The organism is Marinobacter bohaiensis (assembly GCF_003258515.1).
GTDB lineage: Bacteria > Pseudomonadota > Gammaproteobacteria > Pseudomonadales > Oleiphilaceae > Marinobacter_A > Marinobacter_A bohaiensis.
Map to the genome: position 1 here is coordinate 155,402 of NZ_QGEH01000006.1, position 15,994 is coordinate 171,395.

The following is a 15,994-nucleotide window of genomic DNA, read 5'->3' on the forward strand; positions in this document are numbered from 1 at the left end:
CTAAAATACGGTGCAGATGACTTCGCCACCCACGCCCGCTTGACGCGCGGCGCGATCGGTCATAACGCCCTTGGACGTTGACACGATGGCGATACCCAAACCACCGGCTACCTTCGGCAGTTCCCCAGCGCCGTTGTACTGGCGCAGACTCGGACGACTAACGCGCTTGATGGACTCGATAACCGGCTTGCCCTCGAAATACTTGAGGTTGACCGTGAGTTCCGGCTTGGCGTCAGCTGAGACGGAGAAATCTTCGACGTAGCCTTCGTCCTTCAGGACCTGGGCTACGGAGACCTTCATCTTGGAAGACGGCATCGTCACATCAGCTTTTGATGCCATCTGTGCATTGCGGATGCGAGTAATCATATCCGCAAGCGTGTCTTGCATACTCATTGGTATGAGGCTCCTGATCTTTTCAGTTGTGCAGCGGCTTGCCGCACCGCTTACCAACAGGCACCGAAGTGCCTACCTTACCAGCTGGACTTGGTCAGACCCGGAACGTCGCCACGCATGCCCGCTTCACGCAGCTTGATGCGTGAGAGCTGGAACTTCCGCAGGACGCCGTGAGGGCGACCGGTCACCTGGCAGCGGTTACGAAGACGTGCCGGGCTGGCATTACGGGGAAGCTGCTGCAGTTTCATCTGCGCATCCCAACGTTCTTCGTCGCTGGTGTTCGGGTTCTTGATAATCGCTTTGAGCTCTGCACGCTTGACTGCGTATTTCTCAACAGTCTTCTGGCGCTTCAGCTCACGATTCTTCATCGATACCTTAGCCATTACGCTCGTTCCTTATTTCTTGAACGGAAAGCCAAAGGCTTTCAGCAGTTCACGGCCTTCGTCGTCGGTGCCGGCACTGGTGGTGATGGTGATATCCAGACCCCGGATTTTGTCGACTTTGTCATAGTCGATTTCCGGAAAGATGATCTGCTCACGCACACCCATGCTGTAGTTGCCACGACCGTCGAATGACTTCGGGTTCAGGCCACGGAAGTCGCGAACACGGGGAATCGCAATGTGCACCAGGCGATCAAAGAAATCCCACATGCGCTCGCCACGCAGCGTTACCTTGCAGCCAATCGGCCAACCTTCACGGATCTTGAAACCCGCAACAGACTTGCGCGCTTTGGTAACTACCGGCTTTTGGCCGGACAGACGCTCGAGATCCGCCACGGCGTTCTCGATCAGCTTCTTGTCACCAACGGCTTCGCCCACACCCATATTCAGGGTGATTTTTTCAATACGCGGCACCTGCATCGGGTTCTCGTAGGAGAACTCCTTTTGCAGCGCGGGCGCCACGTCCTGCTTGTACATCTCTTTCATGTTAAGCATCGTAACCACCACCACTTACTGGTTATCGACTGCTTCTTTCGTGGACTTAAAAATCCGCATCTTACTGCCGTCTTCCTTGTTCTGGAAGCCGACGCGATCGGCCTTGCCGGTCTGCGGATTAAAAATAGCCACGTTGGAAGCCTGGATAGGTGCTTCTTTCTCGACGATGCCACCCGGGGTGCCGACCATCGGGTTGGGTTTGGTGTGCTTCTTGATCATGTTGATCCCGGAAACAAGCACCTTACCGTCGGCCTGGACCTTGAGGACCTTGCCGCGCTTACCCTTGTCTTTACCCGTAGTAACGATGACTTCGTCATCTCGTTTGAGTTTCTTCATAACCGGCCTCTAGTCCTTACAGTACTTCGGGTGCCAGTGAAATAATCTTCATGAACTTTTCGCTACGCAGCTCACGGGTTACCGGTCCGAAGATCCGGGTACCGATGGGCGCGTCCTGGTTGTTCAGAAGTACGGCCGCGTTACCGTCAAAACGAATAAGCGAACCGTCCGGGCGACGAACGCCCTTGCTGGTACGCACTACAACAGCCTTGAGGACCTGGCCTTTGCGCACTTTCCCGCGGGGGATGGCTTCCTTTACGGTCACCTTAATAATGTCTCCCACGCTGGCGTAACGCCGGTGTGAACCGCCCAGGACCTTGATGCACATCACCCGACGGGCACCACTGTTGTCCGCGACCTCAAGCATTGTTTGAGTCTGAATCATGGTTGTTCTCCAGCAGAAACCACTTTGCCGTTACGACAAGACTCACCGTCCGGGCGAGTTACACCTTCGATGCGCGTTCGACGATATCCACCAGAGCCCAGCTTTTGGACTTGGAGATCGGACGAGTTTCCTCGATCCGAACGGTATCGCCGATGTTGCACTGATTGTTCTCGTCGTGAGCCTGAATCTTGGTTGAGCGCTTGATGTACTTGCCGTACAGCGGATGCTTAACCTGGCGCTCAACCAGCACCACGATGGACTTCTCCATCTTGTTGCTCACGACCTTGCCGCTCAGGGTTCTGGCAGTCTTGGTAGCTTCAGTCATGTCACTCTGCCTTTTCGTTCAATACTGTTTTCACACGAGCGATGTCGCGCTTAACCTTGCTGAGGAGGTGAGACTGATTCAGCTGACCTGTCGCCTTACGCATGCGCAGGTTGAACTGCTCCTTCAGGAGGTCGATCAGCTCTTGGTTCAGCTCCTCGACTGACTTTTCACGCAGCTCTGTTGCTTTCATCACATCACCGTCCTCGTAACAAAGGTTGTCGCCACGGGCAGCTTGGCAGCCGCCAGTGTGAACGCTTCACGCGCGACTTCCTCAGGAACGCCTTCCATCTCGTACAGCATCTTACCGGGCTGAATTTCAGCCACCCAGTACTCGACAGAACCCTTACCTTTACCCATACGAACTTCCAGCGGCTTACCGGTGATCGGCTTGTCCGGGAAAACCCGGATCCAGATCTTACCGCCCCGCTTGATGCGCCGGGTCATTGTCCGACGAGCCGCCTCAATCTGGCGAGCTGTTATACGCCCGCGGCTTGTCGCTTTCAATCCGTACTCACCGAAGCTCACCTTGTTACCGCGGTGAGCAAGACCGGTGTTACGGCCCTTCATTACCTTGCGAAACTTCGTGCGTTTTGGCTGCAGCATACGAGTGCCCCTTTACTTAGAACCTTTCTTGCGAGAGGCATCCTTCTCAGCACGGACCTGCTCCATGCCGCCAAGAATCTCGCCCTTGAAGATCCATACCTTGACGCCGATGATGCCGTAGGTGGTCTGCGCTTCGTAGGTTGCGTAGTCGATGTCCGCACGCAGGGTGTGCAGCGGAACACGGCCTTCGCGATACCATTCGGAGCGTGCGATTTCCGCACCACCCAGACGGCCGCCGACCTGGATCTTGATACCTTTTGCGCCCTGGCGCATGGCGTTCTGAACCGCGCGCTTCATGGCGCGACGGAACATCACACGACGCTCCAGCTGGCCAGCCACGTTCTGGGCAACCAGTTTGGCATCCAGATCCGGCTTACGGACCTCTTCGATGTTGATGTGCACAGGCACGCCCATCATCTCGCTGACTTCGCGACGCAGACGGTCAACATCTTCACCCTTCTTCCCGATAACAATCCCCGGGCGGGCGGTATGGATCGTGATACGGGCGTTCTGAGCAGGGCGCTCGATCACAATCTTGCTTACAGACGCCTTCACCAGACGCTTTTCGAGGAATTCACGAACCTGGATATCGTTAAGCAGGTTCTTGGCGTATTCCCCTTTTTCGGCATACCAGACTGAGTTGTGCTCTTTAATCACACCCAGCCGAATACCGGTTGGATTTACTTTATGACCCATCTGAGCATCTCCTACTTGTCGGCGACCTTGACGGTGATATGACAGGTGCGCTTGAAAATACGATCAGCGCGCCCCTTGGCTCGAGCCTTGATACGCTTGAGCGTCGGACCTTCGTCCACCATGATGGTGGCGACCCGCAACTCGTCAATGTCCAGACCTTCGTTATGCTCAGCATTGGCAATGGCGGATTCCAAGGCTTTCTTGATAACCACCGCCGCCTTTTTCGGGCTGAAAGTCAGAATGTTCAGGGCGTCCTCTACCGCCTTGCCGCGGACCTGATCTGCGACAAGACGCGCTTTCTGAGCAGAGAGGCGAGCGCCCTTGTACTTAGCCGCTACTTCCATTTCTCTATACCCTCAATCAGCGTTTTGCTTTCTTGTCGGCAGCATGACCGCGGTAAGTACGCGTGGCAGCGAACTCACCCAGCTTGTGGCCAACCATGTCTTCGGTGACATGGACCGGCACGTGTTGCTTGCCGTTATGAATGGCAATGGTCAGGCCTACCATCTCCGGGAAAACCGTCGAACGACGCGACCAGGTCTTGATCGGCCGCTTGTCGTTGGCTTCCAGAGCTGCCTCAACCTTCTTCAACAGATGCAGGTCAATAAAAGGACCTTTCTTCAAAGAACGTGGCACAGCAAATACCTCTATGTAGTCGTTTACTTGGCTGAACGACGACGTACTATCATTCGGTCAGTACGCTTGTTCTTACGAGTCTTATGCCCTTTGGTCGGAACACCCCACGGAGTAACCGGGTGACGCCCGCCAGAGGTACGCCCTTCACCACCACCATGCGGGTGGTCAACTGGGTTCATAGCAACACCACGTACTGTTGGGCGTTTGCCGCGCCAACGTGATGCACCCGCTTTACCAAGCTGCTTGAGAGTGTGCTCGCTGTTGGATACTTCACCCAGCGTGGCACGGCACTCAACAAGCACCTTACGCATTTCACCTGAACGAAGGCGCAGCGTTGCATACGCACCTTCACGAGCAACCAGCTGTACGGATGCGCCCGCACTGCGAGCCAGCTGAGCACCCTTTCCAGGCTTGAGTTCGACGCAGTGGATGACGGAGCCGACCGGAATGTTCCGGAGCGGCAGCGTGCTACCCAACTTGATCGGCGCGTCGATACCGGAGCGCACTTCCTGCCCTGCAACGATGCCCTTGGGAGCGATGATGTAACGACGCTCGCCATCGGCGTACTTCAGCAGCGCAATGTGCGCAGAGCGATTCGGATCGTATTCCAGGCGCTCAACTACGGCCGGGATACCATCTTTGGTCCGCTTGAAATCGATCACACGGTAATGACGCTTGTGGCCACCACCAACGTGACGAGTAGTGATCCGACCGAAGTGGTTACGACCACCGGTACGGCTCAGAGATTCAACCAACGGCTCGAAAGGCTTGCCTTTGTGCAGGTCAGGGTTGTAAGTCTTTACAACGTGACGGCGGCCGGGCGATGTTGGCTTGGTTTTGACGATCGGCATTTTACGACCCCTTTACCTTATTCCACATCCACAAAGTCGATTTCCTGACCTTCCGCAAGACGAACGTAAGCTTTGCGAAGATCATCGCGCTTACCGAAACCACGCACAGTGCGCTTCAACTTGCCCTTGCGGTTCAGGATCTGAACACCTTCGACTTTGACGTTGAACAGTTGCTCAACAGCGCGTTTAACCTCCGGCTTGGTAGCGTCAGCCGCGACTCGAAATACAACCTGGTTGTTTTCGGCGACCAAGGAGGCCTTCTCGGAAACATGCGGCCCCAGCAGGACCTTATAAATACGTTCCTGATTCATCCCAGCATCTCCTCAATCTTCTTCAGAGCCGGCACGGTAACCACAACGTTCTCATGAGCGACCAGGCTCACCGGATCCAGGCCAGCAACGTCGCGCACATCAACGTGCGGAATGTTGCGAGAAGCCAGGTGCAGGTTCTGCTCGACGGTCTCAGCCAGGATCAGCGCATTGGAGACGCCCAGGTCCTTCAGCTTGGCGCTGAACGCCTTGGTCTTGGGGGACTCTACGGTGACGTCGTCAACGATAACCAGACGTTCCTGACGCACCAGCTCTGAAAAGATAGAGCGCAGCGCGGCACGGTACATCTTACGATTGACCTTCTGTGCGTGATCCTGCGGCTTGGCTGCGAAAGTCACGCCACCGGTACGCCAGATAGGGCTACGGATAGTACCCGCACGGGCACGACCGGTACCCTTTTGACGCCAGGGCTTCTTGCCGCCACCGCTCACTTCCGAGCGTGTCTTCTGGGCACGAGTGCCCTGACGACCGCCAGCCAGGTAAGCTGTAACAACCTGATGCACCAGCGACTCGTTGAAATCTTTTGCGAAAGCAGCGTCAGAAACGGAAACGCCTTCGCTGCTACCAGTAATTTTCAGTTCCATCGCATCGCTCCTCAGGCTTTAACTGCAGGCTTGATGACAACGTCGCTGCCAGTCGCGCCCGGAACGGCGCCCTTGACGAGCAGCAGGTTGCGCTCAGCATCGACGCGGACCACTTCCAGGTTCTGAGTGGTCACCCGCTCATTACCCATCTGCCCAGCCATCTTCTTGCCTTTAAAAACTTTACCCGGAGACTGGTTCTGACCGATCGAACCAGGGGCGCGATGCGACAGGGAGTTACCGTGAGTCGCGTCTTGCGTGGAGAAGTTCCAGCGCTTAACGGTACCGGCAAAGCCTTTACCCTTGGAAGTCGCAGTAGCGTCGACCATCTGACCGGCTTCAAACGCGGAAACCACGAGCTCGCCACCAGCCTGCAGATCTTCGCCTTCGCCATCGGCGAGACGGAATTCCCACAGCCCGCGACCGGCTTCAACACCCGCCTTGGCAAAGTGACCGGATTCGCTCTTGGTTACACGGGAAGCGCGACGCTCGCCAACAGTCACCTGGACTGCGCGATAGCCGTCAGATTCGAGTGTCTTGAGTTGAGTGATGCGGTTGGGTTCAACCTCGATCACTGTTACGGGCGTTGCGCGCCCGTCATCCGCAAAAATACGGGTCATACCGGCCTTGCGGCCGACCACACCAATTGCCATGTTTCACCTCTTAAGTGTACGGGGCTCTCACCCTCTATGGCCTTAGGACAGTTACACAGACCAACGCGTTGCGCGTTAGCCGAGGCTGATCTGAACGTCTACACCTGCTGCCAGATCAAGCTTCATCAATGCATCGACTGTCTTCTCCGTCGGCTCAACGATGTCGAGCAGACGTTTATGCGTGCGAATTTCATACTGATCGCGCGCGTCTTTATTGACGTGCGGAGAGATCAATACGGTGTACTTTTCCTTGCGCGTCGGCAGAGGAATTGGGCCACGCACCTGGGCGCCGGTCCGCTTGGCGGTATCGACGATCTCCTGCGTGGACTGGTCGATCAGGCGATAATCAAACGCCTTCAACCGGATTCTGATTTTTTGGCTTTGCATGTTGCACCAAACTCCACTCGTAGCAGCTACTGTTAGCCGACCTTAAAAAAAGGAGCCGCATTGTATGCAGAACGCCCAACTCTGTCAAGCAGGCACACGCACCTTGCTACCCCGGCAGTCGGATAATTACCTACCCTCATAGAAAAAGGGGCTGCACGAGGCAGCCCCTTTTTCGCTCAGATCAATCGATCACTCGATGATCTTGGCTACAACACCGGCGCCAACGGTACGGCCGCCTTCACGAATCGCGAAGCGCAGACCTTCTTCCATGGCGATCGGAGCAATCAGAGTGGCAACCAGCTTGACGTTGTCACCCGGCATAACCATCTCTACACCTTCCGGCAGTTCGCAGGAACCGGTCACGTCAGTCGTACGGAAGTAGAACTGCGGACGGTAGCCTTTGAAGAACGGGGTGTGACGACCACCCTCTTCCTTGCTCAGAACGTAAACTTCTGACTCGAACTTGGTGTGCGGGGTAATGGAACCCGGTACCGCCAGAACCTGACCACGCTCAACGTCGTCACGCTTGGTACCACGCAGCAGAACACCAACGTTCTCGCCGGCACGACCTTCGTCGAGCAGCTTGCGGAACATCTCAACGCCGGTACAGGTGGTCTTGGTGGTGTCGCGAATACCCACGATTTCCACTTCGTCACCAACCTTGATCACGCCACGCTCAACACGACCGGTCACAACAGTACCCCGACCGGAGATGGAGAAGACGTCCTCGATCGGCATCAGGAACGGCTGATCGATCGCACGCTCCGGCTCAGGGATGTACTCGTCCAAGGCTTCTACCAGCTTCTTGACAGCGGTAGTACCCATTTCGTTGTCATCCTTGCCTTCCAGCGCCATCAGCGCGGAACCGGTGACGATCGGAGTGTCGTCGCCCGGGAAGTCGTACTGGCTCAGCAGGTCACGAACTTCCATCTCGACCAGCTCCAGCAGCTCTTCGTCATCGACCATGTCCGCCTTGTTCAGGAACACAACGATGAACGGAACGCCCACCTGACGAGACAGCAGGATGTGCTCGCGAGTCTGCGGCATGGGGCCGTCAGCTGCGGAGCAAACCAGGATAGCGCCGTCCATCTGCGCCGCACCGGTGATCATGTTCTTCACGTAGTCGGCGTGGCCCGGGCAGTCAACGTGTGCGTAGTGACGCGTCGGGGAATCGTACTCAACGTGAGAGGTCGCGATGGTGATACCACGCGCCTTCTCTTCCGGTGCGTTATCGATCTGGTCGAAAGCACTTGCAGAACCGGTACCCCATACTTCGTGACACACACGAGTCAGAGCGGCTGTCAGCGTGGTCTTACCATGGTCAACGTGACCAATGGTGCCCACGTTCACGTGCGGTTTACTACGCTCAAATTTTTCTTTAGACACGGTTACACCTCTTCCTGTTTCTTAATCCGGGTATCAACCCTTGTTGATGATCGCTTCGGCAATGTTCGAAGGAGCTTCTGCGTAGCGCGAGAACTCCATCGCGTAGGACGCACGACCCTGCGTGGCAGAACGCAGATCGGTGGCGTAACCGAACATCTCCGACAACGGAACCTCGGCACGGATGACCTTGCCCGACGGGCCGTCTTCCATACCCTGAACGAGACCACGACGACGGTTCAGGTCACCAACGACATCACCCATGTAGTCTTCCGGGGTAACGACTTCAACCTTCATCATCGGCTCGAGCAGCGCCGGACTAGCCTGTTCCGCGGCCTTTTTCAGCGCCATGGAACCGGCGATCTTGAACGCCATCTCGTTCGAGTCGACATCGTGGTAAGAGCCGTCATGCAGAGTCGCCTTGATCCGCAGCAGCGGATAGCCAGCGATAATACCGTTCTGCATCTGCTCTTCAATGCCCTGGGAAACCGCCGGAATGTATTCCTTGGGAACCACACCCCCAACGATTTCGTTGACGAAAACGAAGTTATCCCCGTCTTCTTCGTCCAACGGCATCGGCTCAAACTTCACATGGACGTGCCCGTACTGACCACGACCACCGGACTGACGCACGAACTTGCCTTCGACGTCAACAGCCTTACGGATGCACTCACGGTACGCCACCTGAGGCTTACCGATATTCGCTTCCACTTTGAACTCGCGACGCATGCGGTCGACGATGATGTCCAGGTGCAGCTCACCCATGCCGGAGATGATGGTCTGACCGGATTCCTCGTCTGTGCGAACACGGAAAGAAGGGTCTTCCTGGGCCAGCTTGCCCAGCGCGACGCTCATCTTTTCCTGATCCGCCTTGGACTTGGGCTCAACGGCCACGGAGATAACCGGCTCCGGGAACTCCATGCGCTCCAGAACAATCTTGGAGTTCTCGTCGCACAGAGTGTCACCCGTGGTCACACTCTTCAGGCCGATAGCCGCAGCAATATCGCCCGCGAGAACTTCCTTGATTTCCTTACGCTCTTTGGAGTGCATCTGCACCATACGGCCAACACGCTCTTTCTTCTGCTTGACCGAGTTGTAGACCGCGTTACCGCTTTCCAGCTTACCGGAGTAAACCCGGAAGAACGTCAGAGTGCCCACGAACGGGTCCGTCGCGATCTTGAAGGCCAGAGCGGAGAACGGCGCGTCGTCGTTAGCCGGACGCGTGTCTTCGGTACCCTCATCGTCGATTTCACCGCGGATCGCCTTGACTTCGTCCGGCGCCGGCAGGAATTCGATGACAGAGTCCAGAACAGCCTGAACGCCCTTGTTCTTGAATGCAGAACCACAGGTTGCCACAACGATCTCGTTGGCAATCGTGCGCAGGCGCAGACCCTTCTTGATATCGTCGATGGACAGCTCACCCTCTTCCAGGTACTTCTCCATCAACTCTTCGTTGGCCTCGGCAGCCGCTTCAACCATCTGCTCGCGGTACATGGCGACTTCGTCCGCCATTTCCGCAGGCACGTCCTTCTCTTCATAGGTCGCGCCGGCATCGGCTTCGTTCCAGTAGATGGCCTTGTTACGGATCAGGTCAACCAGGCCTTCGAACTGGTCTTCAGCGCCAATCGGCAGCTGAATGGGAACCGCATTCGCTCCGAGACGGTTCTTGATCTGGTCAACAACGCGCAGGAAGTTCGCGCCGGCACGGTCCATCTTGTTGACGAACACCATGCGCGGAACTTCGTACTTGTTGGCCTGACGCCAAACGGTTTCGGACTGGGGCTCAACACCGGAAGAGCCGCAGAATACGACAACAGCGCCATCCAGCACCCGCAGGGAACGCTCTACCTCGATGGTAAAGTCAACGTGTCCCGGGGTATCGATGATGTTGATGCGATGCTCATCGTACTGCTGGTCCATACCGCGCCAGAAACAGGTGGTGGCAGCAGAGGTGATGGTGATACCACGCTCCTGCTCCTGCTCCATCCAGTCCATGGTCGCCGCACCGTCATGCACCTCACCGATCTTATGGGAGATACCGGTGTAGAACAGAACGCGCTCGGTGGTCGTGGTTTTGCCCGCATCAACGTGCGCACAAATCCCGATATTACGATAGCGCTTAATTGGGGTCTTGCGTGCCACAGTAAAAACCTCGGCTTATTAGAAACGGAAGTGAGAGAACGCCTTGTTGGCTTCTGCCATGCGATGAACGTCTTCGCGCTTCTTAACTGCCGCACCTTTGCTGTCGGCAGCATCCAGAATTTCGCCGGCCAGACGCTGGGCCATGGATTTTTCGCCACGCTTGCGCGAGAACTCAACCAGCCACCGCATTGCCAGAGCATTCTGACGGGAAGGACGAACCTCTACCGGTACCTGGTAGGTCGCACCCCCAACCCGGCGAGACTTAACCTCGACCATCGGCTGGATGTTTTCCAGAGCTTTTTCGAACATCTCGATCGGCTCTTCTTTGGACTTGTCAGCCACGATATCGAGCGCGCCATAAACAATGCGCTCGGCTACGGCTTTCTTGCCGCTTTCCATAACGTGGTTGATGAATTTGGCCAGACGCTGGCTGCCAAACTTAGGATCAGGAATGATTTCCCGTTTTGCTGCAACTCTTCTTCTAGGCATCGATAAGCCCTCTGTGAAAAAAGGTCTTCAGGAACCCCTGAGATAGCCGACCGGCTACTCAGCCTTACTCTTATCGTCGATAGGCAACGATAAAAGACCCGCTAGGGAAATCAGGACTTGGGTCGTTTTGTACCGTACTTGGAACGGCCCTGCTTACGGTTCTGAACACCCTGGGTGTCCAAAGTACCGCGAACAGTGTGATAGCGAACACCCGGCAAGTCCTTTACACGACCGCCGCGGATCAGCACAACACTGTGCTCCTGCAGGTTGTGGCCTTCACCACCGATGTAGGAAGACACCTCGTAACCGTTGGTCAGACGAACACGGCACACTTTACGCAGTGCTGAGTTCGGCTTCTTCGGCGTGGTGGTGTATACACGAGTACATACACCCCGACGCTGCGGGCAGCTCTGAAGCGCCGGCACGTCGCTTTTCGCCACTTTGCGTTTACGAGGCTTACGTACCAACTGATTAATCGTTGCCATGTAAGCAAACTCCAAAATACTGGATCATTGACATTGCCCACGAGGGGCAAATTTAAGGGACGCAAGTGTAAGCCTGCGCCCCCGGGCAGTCAAGAAGACTGCTTCCTTTTTAACCAACTGCCAGTCCGTATTTACCGGGCCTAGCGGTTGAGCTCCGCGCTCAGCGCTTCGACGACATCTTCAGCCGTAACACCCTGGCCTTCGGTCGCGTCACGCTTGCGGCGGCGTTCGTTGTGATAGGCCAACCCGGTACCCGCCGGGATCAGGCGACCTACAACAACGTTTTCCTTCAGGCCGCGCAGGTAATCGCGCTTGCCTGTCACCGCGCCTTCGGTCAGAACACGCGTTGTTTCCTGGAACGACGCCGCCGAGATGAAGGAGTCCGTTGCCAGCGAGGCTTTGGTAATACCCAGCAGCAGACGTTCGAACCGCGCCGGTTCCTTGTCCTCTGCATCGACCCGGGCATTTTCCTCGACCACCTGGTGGTACTCGACGGTATCGCCGGAGATAAAGGTGGTATCGCCCGGGTCCGTGATTTCGACCTTGCGCAGCATCTGGCGAACGATCACCTCGATGTGCTTGTCGTTGATCACAACGCCCTGCAGACGATAGACGTCCTGAATCTCGTTGGTGATGTACTTGGCCAGCTCGACCACGCCCAGCAGACGCAGAATGTCGTGCGGGTTGGACGGACCGTCGGCAATCACCTCACCCTTCTCAACCGTTTCGCCTTCGAACACGTTGAGCTGACGATACTTGGGAATCAGCACCTCATACGGATCGCCGTCTTTCGGCGTGATCACCAGGCGCTTCTTACCTTTGGTCTCTTTACCGAAGGAGACGGTACCGGAGATTTCCGCCAGAATGGACGGCTCTTTCGGACGACGCGCCTCGAACAGGTCGGCAACCCGCGGCAGACCACCGGTGATATCCCGGGTCTTGGAGCTTTCCTGCGGAATACGCGCGACCACATCACCGATCTCGACCTTACCGCCGTTGCTCAGGGTGACCAGCGCGTTGGCCGGCAGGAAGTACTGGGCCGGACTACCGCCGGGCAGCACGATTTCCTCGCCCTTGTCGTCCACCAGTTGGATCATCGGACGGATGTCCTTACCCGCTGCCGGACGCTCTTTCGGGTCGATCACCTGAACGGTGGACAGGCCGGTCATTTCGTCGGTCTGGGTGCGGACGGTGATGCCCTGGTCCATACCTACGAACTTCGCCGTGCCATCGCCTTCGGCGATGATCGGGTGGGTGTGCGGATCCCACTTGGCAACCACCGCACCGGCATCAACCGAGTCGCCCTGCTTGACGGACAGCATCGCGCCGTACGGCAGTTTGTACCACTCACGCTCACGCCCCTGCTCGTCGGCGATCGCCAGAGCGGAGGAACGGGAAACCACCACCAGGGTGCCGTCGGCCTTCTCGATGGACTTCAGGTTGTGCAGACGAACCGTGCCGCCGTGCTTGACCTGGATGTTGTCCACGGCAGACGCCCGGCTGGCCGCGCCCCCGATGTGGAAGGTCCGCATGGTCAGCTGGGTACCCGGCTCACCGATGGACTGGGCCGCGATAACACCCACAGCCTCTCCGACGTTCACCTGGTGACCACGGGCCAGATCACGGCCGTAGCACATGGAGCAGACGCCGTGCTTGGTGTCACAGGTGATGGCGGAACGCACCCAGATCTCATCCACACCGGCCTTCTCGACCATCTCGATGGTCTTCTCGTCCAGCAGGGTGCCTGCGGACACTACCGCGTTTTCCTTGTCGGTCGGCGTGAACACGTCACGCGCAGTCACTCGACCCAGGACACGGTCGCCCAGCGGCACAACAACGTCGCCACCTTCGATGTGCGGCGTCATCAGCAGGCCTTCGGCCGTACCACAGTCGTTCTCGGTCACAACCAGATCCTGCGATACGTCGACCAGACGACGGGTCAGGTAACCGGAGTTGGCCGTCTTCAGGGCGGTATCCGCCAGGCCTTTACGAGCACCGTGGGTCGAGATGAAGTACTGAAGTACGTTCAGACCCTCACGGAAGTTCGCCGTGATCGGCGTCTCGATGATCGAGCCATCCGGCTTGGCCATCAGACCCCGCATACCCGCCAGCTGACGAATCTGGGCTGCGGAACCCCGGGCACCGGAGTCCGCCATCATATAGACGGAGTTGAACGACTCCTGATAGACCTGCTCGCCGCCTTCGTCCTTGACCAGGTTGCCGTCGGCGTCGAACACCTCTTCCTGGGACAGGCGCTCCATCATGGCCTTGGACACTTTGTCGTTGGCCCGTGACCAGATGTCGATCACCTTGTTGTACTTCTCGCCCTGAGTCAGCAGACCAGAGGCATACTGGGATTCAATCTCCAGAACCTCGTCCTCGGCCGCACTGATCATCTCGTACTTCTCGGGCGGAATTTCGAAGTCGTTCACACCAATGGACGTACCGGACACGGTCGCGTAGTGGAAACCGGTGTACATCAGTTGGTCGGCGAAGATAACGGACTCCTTCAGACCCACGGTGCGGTAGCACACGTTGATCAGGTTGGAGATCGCCTTCTTGACCATCGGCTTGTTGACGATTTCGAACGGCATGCCATCCGGAACGATGTCAAACAGCAGCGCTCGGCCGACGGTAGTATCAACGATGTTGTAACTTTCGTTCAGCTCACCGCTGTCCTCGTCACGCACCACTTCCTTGACCCGGACCTTGATCTTGGCCTGCAGATCGACCTTGCCGGCACCGTAGGCGCGATGCACTTCCTTGGTGTCAGCAAACGTGCGGCCTTCGCCCAACGCGGTCTTGCGCTCACGGGTCATGTAGTACAGACCCAGTACCACGTCCTGCGACGGTACGATGATCGGCTCGCCGTTCGCCGGAGACAGCACGTTGTTGGTGGACATCATCAGCGCGCGCGCTTCAAGCTGGGCTTCCAGGGTCAGCGGTACGTGGACCGCCATCTGGTCACCGTCGAAGTCGGCGTTGTAGGCGGCACAGACCAGCGGGTGCAGCTGGATGGCCTTACCTTCGATCAGAACCGGCTCAAATGCCTGGATGCCCAGACGGTGCAGGGTCGGCGCCCGGTTCAGCAGGATCGGGTGCTCGCGGATGACCTCGTCCAGGATGTCCCAGACAACGGCTTCCTCACGCTCGACCATCTTCTTGGCGGCCTTGATGGTGGTCGCCAGTCCACGGTGCTCGAGCTTGGCAAAGATGAACGGCTTGAACAGCTCCAGGCCCATCTTCTTGGGCAGGCCGCACTGGTGCAGGCGCAGGTACGGACCGACCACGATGACGGAACGGCCGGAGTAGTCGACCCGCTTACCCAGCAGGTTCTGACGGAAACGACCCTGCTTACCCTTGATCATGTCAGCCAGGGATTTCAGCGGGCGCTTGTTGGTGCCGGTGATGGCACGGCCGCGACGACCGTTGTCCAGCAGCGCATCCACGGCTTCCTGCAGCATCCGCTTCTCGTTACGCACGATGATGTCCGGCGCGTTGAGCTCCAGAAGACGCTTGAGGCGGTTGTTCCGGTTGATCACGCGACGGTACAGATCGTTCAGGTCGGACGTTGCGAAACGGCCGCCGTCCAGCGGTACCAACGGACGCAGGTCCGGCGGCAGAACCGGCAGCACGGTCATGATCATGTCGCCCGGACGGTTGCCGGAGAACAGGAAGGCTTCGAGCAGCTTGAGGCGTTTACTCAGCTTCTTGATCTTGGTTTCGGAGTTGGTCTGCGGGATTTCCTCGCGCAGTTGATCCACTTCGGCCTGCAGGTCAATGTCTTCCAGCAGGGCCTTGACCGCTTCGGCACCCATACGGGCGTCGAACTCGTCACCAAACTCTTCCAGGGCTTCGTAGTACTGCTCGTCGTTCAGCAGCTGACCGCGCTCCAGCGTGGTCATGCCCGGATCGATCACAATAAAGGACTCGAAGTACAGAACCCGCTCGATGTCGCGCAGGGTCATATCCATCATCAGGCCGATGCGGGACGGCAGCGACTTGAGGAACCAGATATGAGCGACCGGGCTGGCCAGCTCGATGTGCCCCATGCGCTCGCGACGCACGTTGGCCAGCGCGACTTCAACACCGCACTTCTCACAGATAACGCCGCGGTGCTTGAGGCGCTTGTACTTGCCGCACAGACACTCGTAGTCCTTGATCGGACCAAAGATCTTGGCGCAGAAAAGACCGTCACGCTCGGGCTTGAACGTGCGGTAGTTGATGGTCTCCGGCTTCTTGACCTCGCCGAAGGACCACGAGCGAATCATATCAGGGGACGCCAGACCAATACGGATGGCGTCAAACTCCTGCTTCTGGTTCTGACTCTTGAGAAGATTCAGCAAATCTTTCATCAGTAACAGCTCCGGATGGCGTTAATCTCG

21 protein-coding genes are annotated in these 15,994 nt (G+C 57.3%); all 21 read right to left on the reverse strand.

The genetic code is table 11. The features are described 5' to 3' along the window. On the reverse strand, nucleotides 1–393 hold the full coding sequence (gene rpsH, locus DKK67_RS19985) for a 30S ribosomal protein S8 (protein WP_111498300.1): 393 nt from the start codon (nucleotides 391–393) through the stop codon (nucleotides 1–3). A gap of 77 nt (nucleotides 394–470) precedes the next feature. Then, entirely contained in the window at nucleotides 471–776 is a 306-nt protein-coding gene (gene rpsN, locus DKK67_RS19990; protein WP_111498301.1) for a 30S ribosomal protein S14, read from the reverse strand. 12 nt (nucleotides 777–788) lie between these two features. Then, nucleotides 789–1,328 carry a 50S ribosomal protein L5 gene (rplE, locus tag DKK67_RS19995; protein ID WP_111498302.1) on the reverse strand — a complete coding sequence of 180 codons (540 nt, stop codon included), beginning with the start codon at nucleotides 1,326–1,328 and terminating at the stop codon, nucleotides 789–791. 15 nt (nucleotides 1,329–1,343) lie between these two features. After that, nucleotides 1,344–1,664: a 50S ribosomal protein L24 gene (gene rplX, locus DKK67_RS20000; RefSeq protein ID WP_111498303.1), complete on the reverse strand. Its 321-nt coding sequence runs from the start codon at nucleotides 1,662–1,664 to the stop codon at nucleotides 1,344–1,346. A gap of 16 nt (nucleotides 1,665–1,680) precedes the next feature. Continuing rightward, nucleotides 1,681–2,049, reverse strand: a complete 369-nt coding sequence (gene rplN / locus DKK67_RS20005) for a 50S ribosomal protein L14 (RefSeq protein WP_111498304.1) — start codon at nucleotides 2,047–2,049, stop codon at nucleotides 1,681–1,683. A 58-nt stretch (nucleotides 2,050–2,107) separates the two neighbouring features. Further along, nucleotides 2,108–2,374 (reverse strand): 30S ribosomal protein S17, encoded by a 267-nt coding sequence (gene rpsQ / locus DKK67_RS20010; protein WP_111498305.1) that lies wholly within the window; start codon nucleotides 2,372–2,374, stop codon nucleotides 2,108–2,110. 1 nt (nucleotide 2,375) lies between these two features. Then, complete coding sequence (gene rpmC, locus DKK67_RS20015; RefSeq protein ID WP_111498306.1) at nucleotides 2,376–2,564, reverse strand: 50S ribosomal protein L29; 189 nt, start codon at nucleotides 2,562–2,564, stop codon at nucleotides 2,376–2,378. Further along, on the reverse strand, nucleotides 2,564–2,977 hold the full coding sequence (gene rplP, locus DKK67_RS20020; RefSeq protein WP_004580751.1) for a 50S ribosomal protein L16: 414 nt from the start codon (nucleotides 2,975–2,977) through the stop codon (nucleotides 2,564–2,566). The genes rpmC and rplP overlap by 1 nt, the downstream gene beginning before the upstream one ends. 12 nt (nucleotides 2,978–2,989) lie before the next feature. After that, nucleotides 2,990–3,673 carry a 30S ribosomal protein S3 gene (gene rpsC, locus DKK67_RS20025; protein ID WP_111498307.1) on the reverse strand — a complete coding sequence of 228 codons (684 nt, stop codon included), beginning with the start codon at nucleotides 3,671–3,673 and terminating at the stop codon, nucleotides 2,990–2,992. 11 nt (nucleotides 3,674–3,684) lie between these two features. Then, entirely contained in the window at nucleotides 3,685–4,017 is a 333-nt protein-coding gene (rplV, locus tag DKK67_RS20030; RefSeq protein WP_111498308.1) for a 50S ribosomal protein L22, read from the reverse strand. Nucleotides 4,018–4,033: 16 nt separating this feature from the next. Beyond that, nucleotides 4,034–4,309, reverse strand: a complete 276-nt coding sequence (gene rpsS / locus DKK67_RS20035; RefSeq protein WP_111498309.1) for a 30S ribosomal protein S19 — start codon at nucleotides 4,307–4,309, stop codon at nucleotides 4,034–4,036. 23 nt (nucleotides 4,310–4,332) lie between these two features. Then, on the reverse strand, nucleotides 4,333–5,160 hold the full coding sequence (gene rplB / locus DKK67_RS20040) for a 50S ribosomal protein L2 (RefSeq protein WP_111498310.1): 828 nt from the start codon (nucleotides 5,158–5,160) through the stop codon (nucleotides 4,333–4,335). 17 nt (nucleotides 5,161–5,177) lie between these two features. Continuing rightward, on the reverse strand, nucleotides 5,178–5,471 hold the full coding sequence (gene rplW, locus DKK67_RS20045; protein ID WP_111498311.1) for a 50S ribosomal protein L23: 294 nt from the start codon (nucleotides 5,469–5,471) through the stop codon (nucleotides 5,178–5,180). Then, nucleotides 5,468–6,073, reverse strand: coding sequence for a 50S ribosomal protein L4 (rplD, locus tag DKK67_RS20050; protein ID WP_111498312.1), 606 nt, complete (start codon nucleotides 6,071–6,073; stop codon nucleotides 5,468–5,470). The genes rplW and rplD overlap by 4 nt, the downstream gene beginning before the upstream one ends. Before the next feature lie 11 nt (nucleotides 6,074–6,084). After that, a complete protein-coding gene (gene rplC / locus DKK67_RS20055) occupies nucleotides 6,085–6,723 on the reverse strand; it encodes a 50S ribosomal protein L3 (protein ID WP_111498313.1) in 639 nt (212 codons plus the stop codon). A gap of 75 nt (nucleotides 6,724–6,798) precedes the next feature. Continuing rightward, nucleotides 6,799–7,110 (reverse strand): 30S ribosomal protein S10, encoded by a 312-nt coding sequence (rpsJ, locus tag DKK67_RS20060; RefSeq protein WP_004580743.1) that lies wholly within the window; start codon nucleotides 7,108–7,110, stop codon nucleotides 6,799–6,801. Nucleotides 7,111–7,299: 189 nt separating this feature from the next. After that, nucleotides 7,300–8,496 (reverse strand): elongation factor Tu, encoded by a 1,197-nt coding sequence (tuf, locus tag DKK67_RS20065; protein WP_111498314.1) that lies wholly within the window; start codon nucleotides 8,494–8,496, stop codon nucleotides 7,300–7,302. 33 nt (nucleotides 8,497–8,529) lie between these two features. After that, nucleotides 8,530–10,635, reverse strand: coding sequence for an elongation factor G (gene fusA / locus DKK67_RS20070; RefSeq protein WP_111498315.1), 2,106 nt, complete (start codon nucleotides 10,633–10,635; stop codon nucleotides 8,530–8,532). 18 nt (nucleotides 10,636–10,653) lie between these two features. Continuing rightward, the gene (gene rpsG, locus DKK67_RS20075; protein ID WP_111498316.1) at nucleotides 10,654–11,124 is read right to left on the reverse strand and encodes a 30S ribosomal protein S7; all 471 of its coding nucleotides are present in this window, start codon (nucleotides 11,122–11,124) and stop codon (nucleotides 10,654–10,656) included. 110 nt (nucleotides 11,125–11,234) lie between these two features. Beyond that, on the reverse strand, nucleotides 11,235–11,609 hold the full coding sequence (gene rpsL / locus DKK67_RS20080) for a 30S ribosomal protein S12 (protein ID WP_004580739.1): 375 nt from the start codon (nucleotides 11,607–11,609) through the stop codon (nucleotides 11,235–11,237). 140 nt (nucleotides 11,610–11,749) lie between these two features. Continuing rightward, entirely contained in the window at nucleotides 11,750–15,964 is a 4,215-nt protein-coding gene (gene rpoC, locus DKK67_RS20085; protein WP_111498317.1) for a DNA-directed RNA polymerase subunit beta', read from the reverse strand. Between the last annotated feature and the right edge of the window lie 30 nt (nucleotides 15,965–15,994).

Excerpts from the sequence above, each read along its gene's own strand:
- rpsH (WP_111498300.1), bottom strand. The coding sequence starts at position 393 with ATGAGTATGCAAGACACGCTTGCGGATATGATTACTCGCATCCGCAAT.
- rpsN (WP_111498301.1), bottom strand. The coding sequence starts at position 776 with ATGGCTAAGGTATCGATGAAGAATCGTGAGCTGAAGCGCCAGAAGACT.
- rplE (WP_111498302.1), bottom strand. The coding sequence starts at position 1,328 with ATGCTTAACATGAAAGAGATGTACAAGCAGGACGTGGCGCCCGCGCTG.
- rplX (WP_111498303.1), bottom strand. The coding sequence starts at position 1,664 with ATGAAGAAACTCAAACGAGATGACGAAGTCATCGTTACTACGGGTAAA.
- rplN (WP_111498304.1), bottom strand. The coding sequence starts at position 2,049 with ATGATTCAGACTCAAACAATGCTTGAGGTCGCGGACAACAGTGGTGCC.
- rpsQ (WP_111498305.1), bottom strand. The coding sequence starts at position 2,374 with ATGACTGAAGCTACCAAGACTGCCAGAACCCTGAGCGGCAAGGTCGTG.
- rpmC (WP_111498306.1), bottom strand. The coding sequence starts at position 2,564 with ATGAAAGCAACAGAGCTGCGTGAAAAGTCAGTCGAGGAGCTGAACCAA.
- rplP (WP_004580751.1), bottom strand. The coding sequence starts at position 2,977 with ATGCTGCAGCCAAAACGCACGAAGTTTCGCAAGGTAATGAAGGGCCGT.
- rpsC (WP_111498307.1), bottom strand. The coding sequence starts at position 3,673 with ATGGGTCATAAAGTAAATCCAACCGGTATTCGGCTGGGTGTGATTAAA.
- rplV (WP_111498308.1), bottom strand. The coding sequence starts at position 4,017 with ATGGAAGTAGCGGCTAAGTACAAGGGCGCTCGCCTCTCTGCTCAGAAA.
- rplB (WP_111498310.1), bottom strand. The coding sequence starts at position 5,160 with ATGCCGATCGTCAAAACCAAGCCAACATCGCCCGGCCGCCGTCACGTT.
- rplW (WP_111498311.1), bottom strand. The coding sequence starts at position 5,471 with ATGAATCAGGAACGTATTTATAAGGTCCTGCTGGGGCCGCATGTTTCC.
- rplD (WP_111498312.1), bottom strand. The coding sequence starts at position 6,073 with ATGGAACTGAAAATTACTGGTAGCAGCGAAGGCGTTTCCGTTTCTGAC.
- rplC (WP_111498313.1), bottom strand. The coding sequence starts at position 6,723 with ATGGCAATTGGTGTGGTCGGCCGCAAGGCCGGTATGACCCGTATTTTT.
- rpsJ (WP_004580743.1), bottom strand. The coding sequence starts at position 7,110 with ATGCAAAGCCAAAAAATCAGAATCCGGTTGAAGGCGTTTGATTATCGC.
- rpsG (WP_111498316.1), bottom strand. The coding sequence starts at position 11,124 with ATGCCTAGAAGAAGAGTTGCAGCAAAACGGGAAATCATTCCTGATCCT.
- rpsL (WP_004580739.1), bottom strand. The coding sequence starts at position 11,609 with ATGGCAACGATTAATCAGTTGGTACGTAAGCCTCGTAAACGCAAAGTG.
- rpoC (WP_111498317.1), bottom strand. The coding sequence starts at position 15,964 with ATGAAAGATTTGCTGAATCTTCTCAAGAGTCAGAACCAGAAGCAGGAG.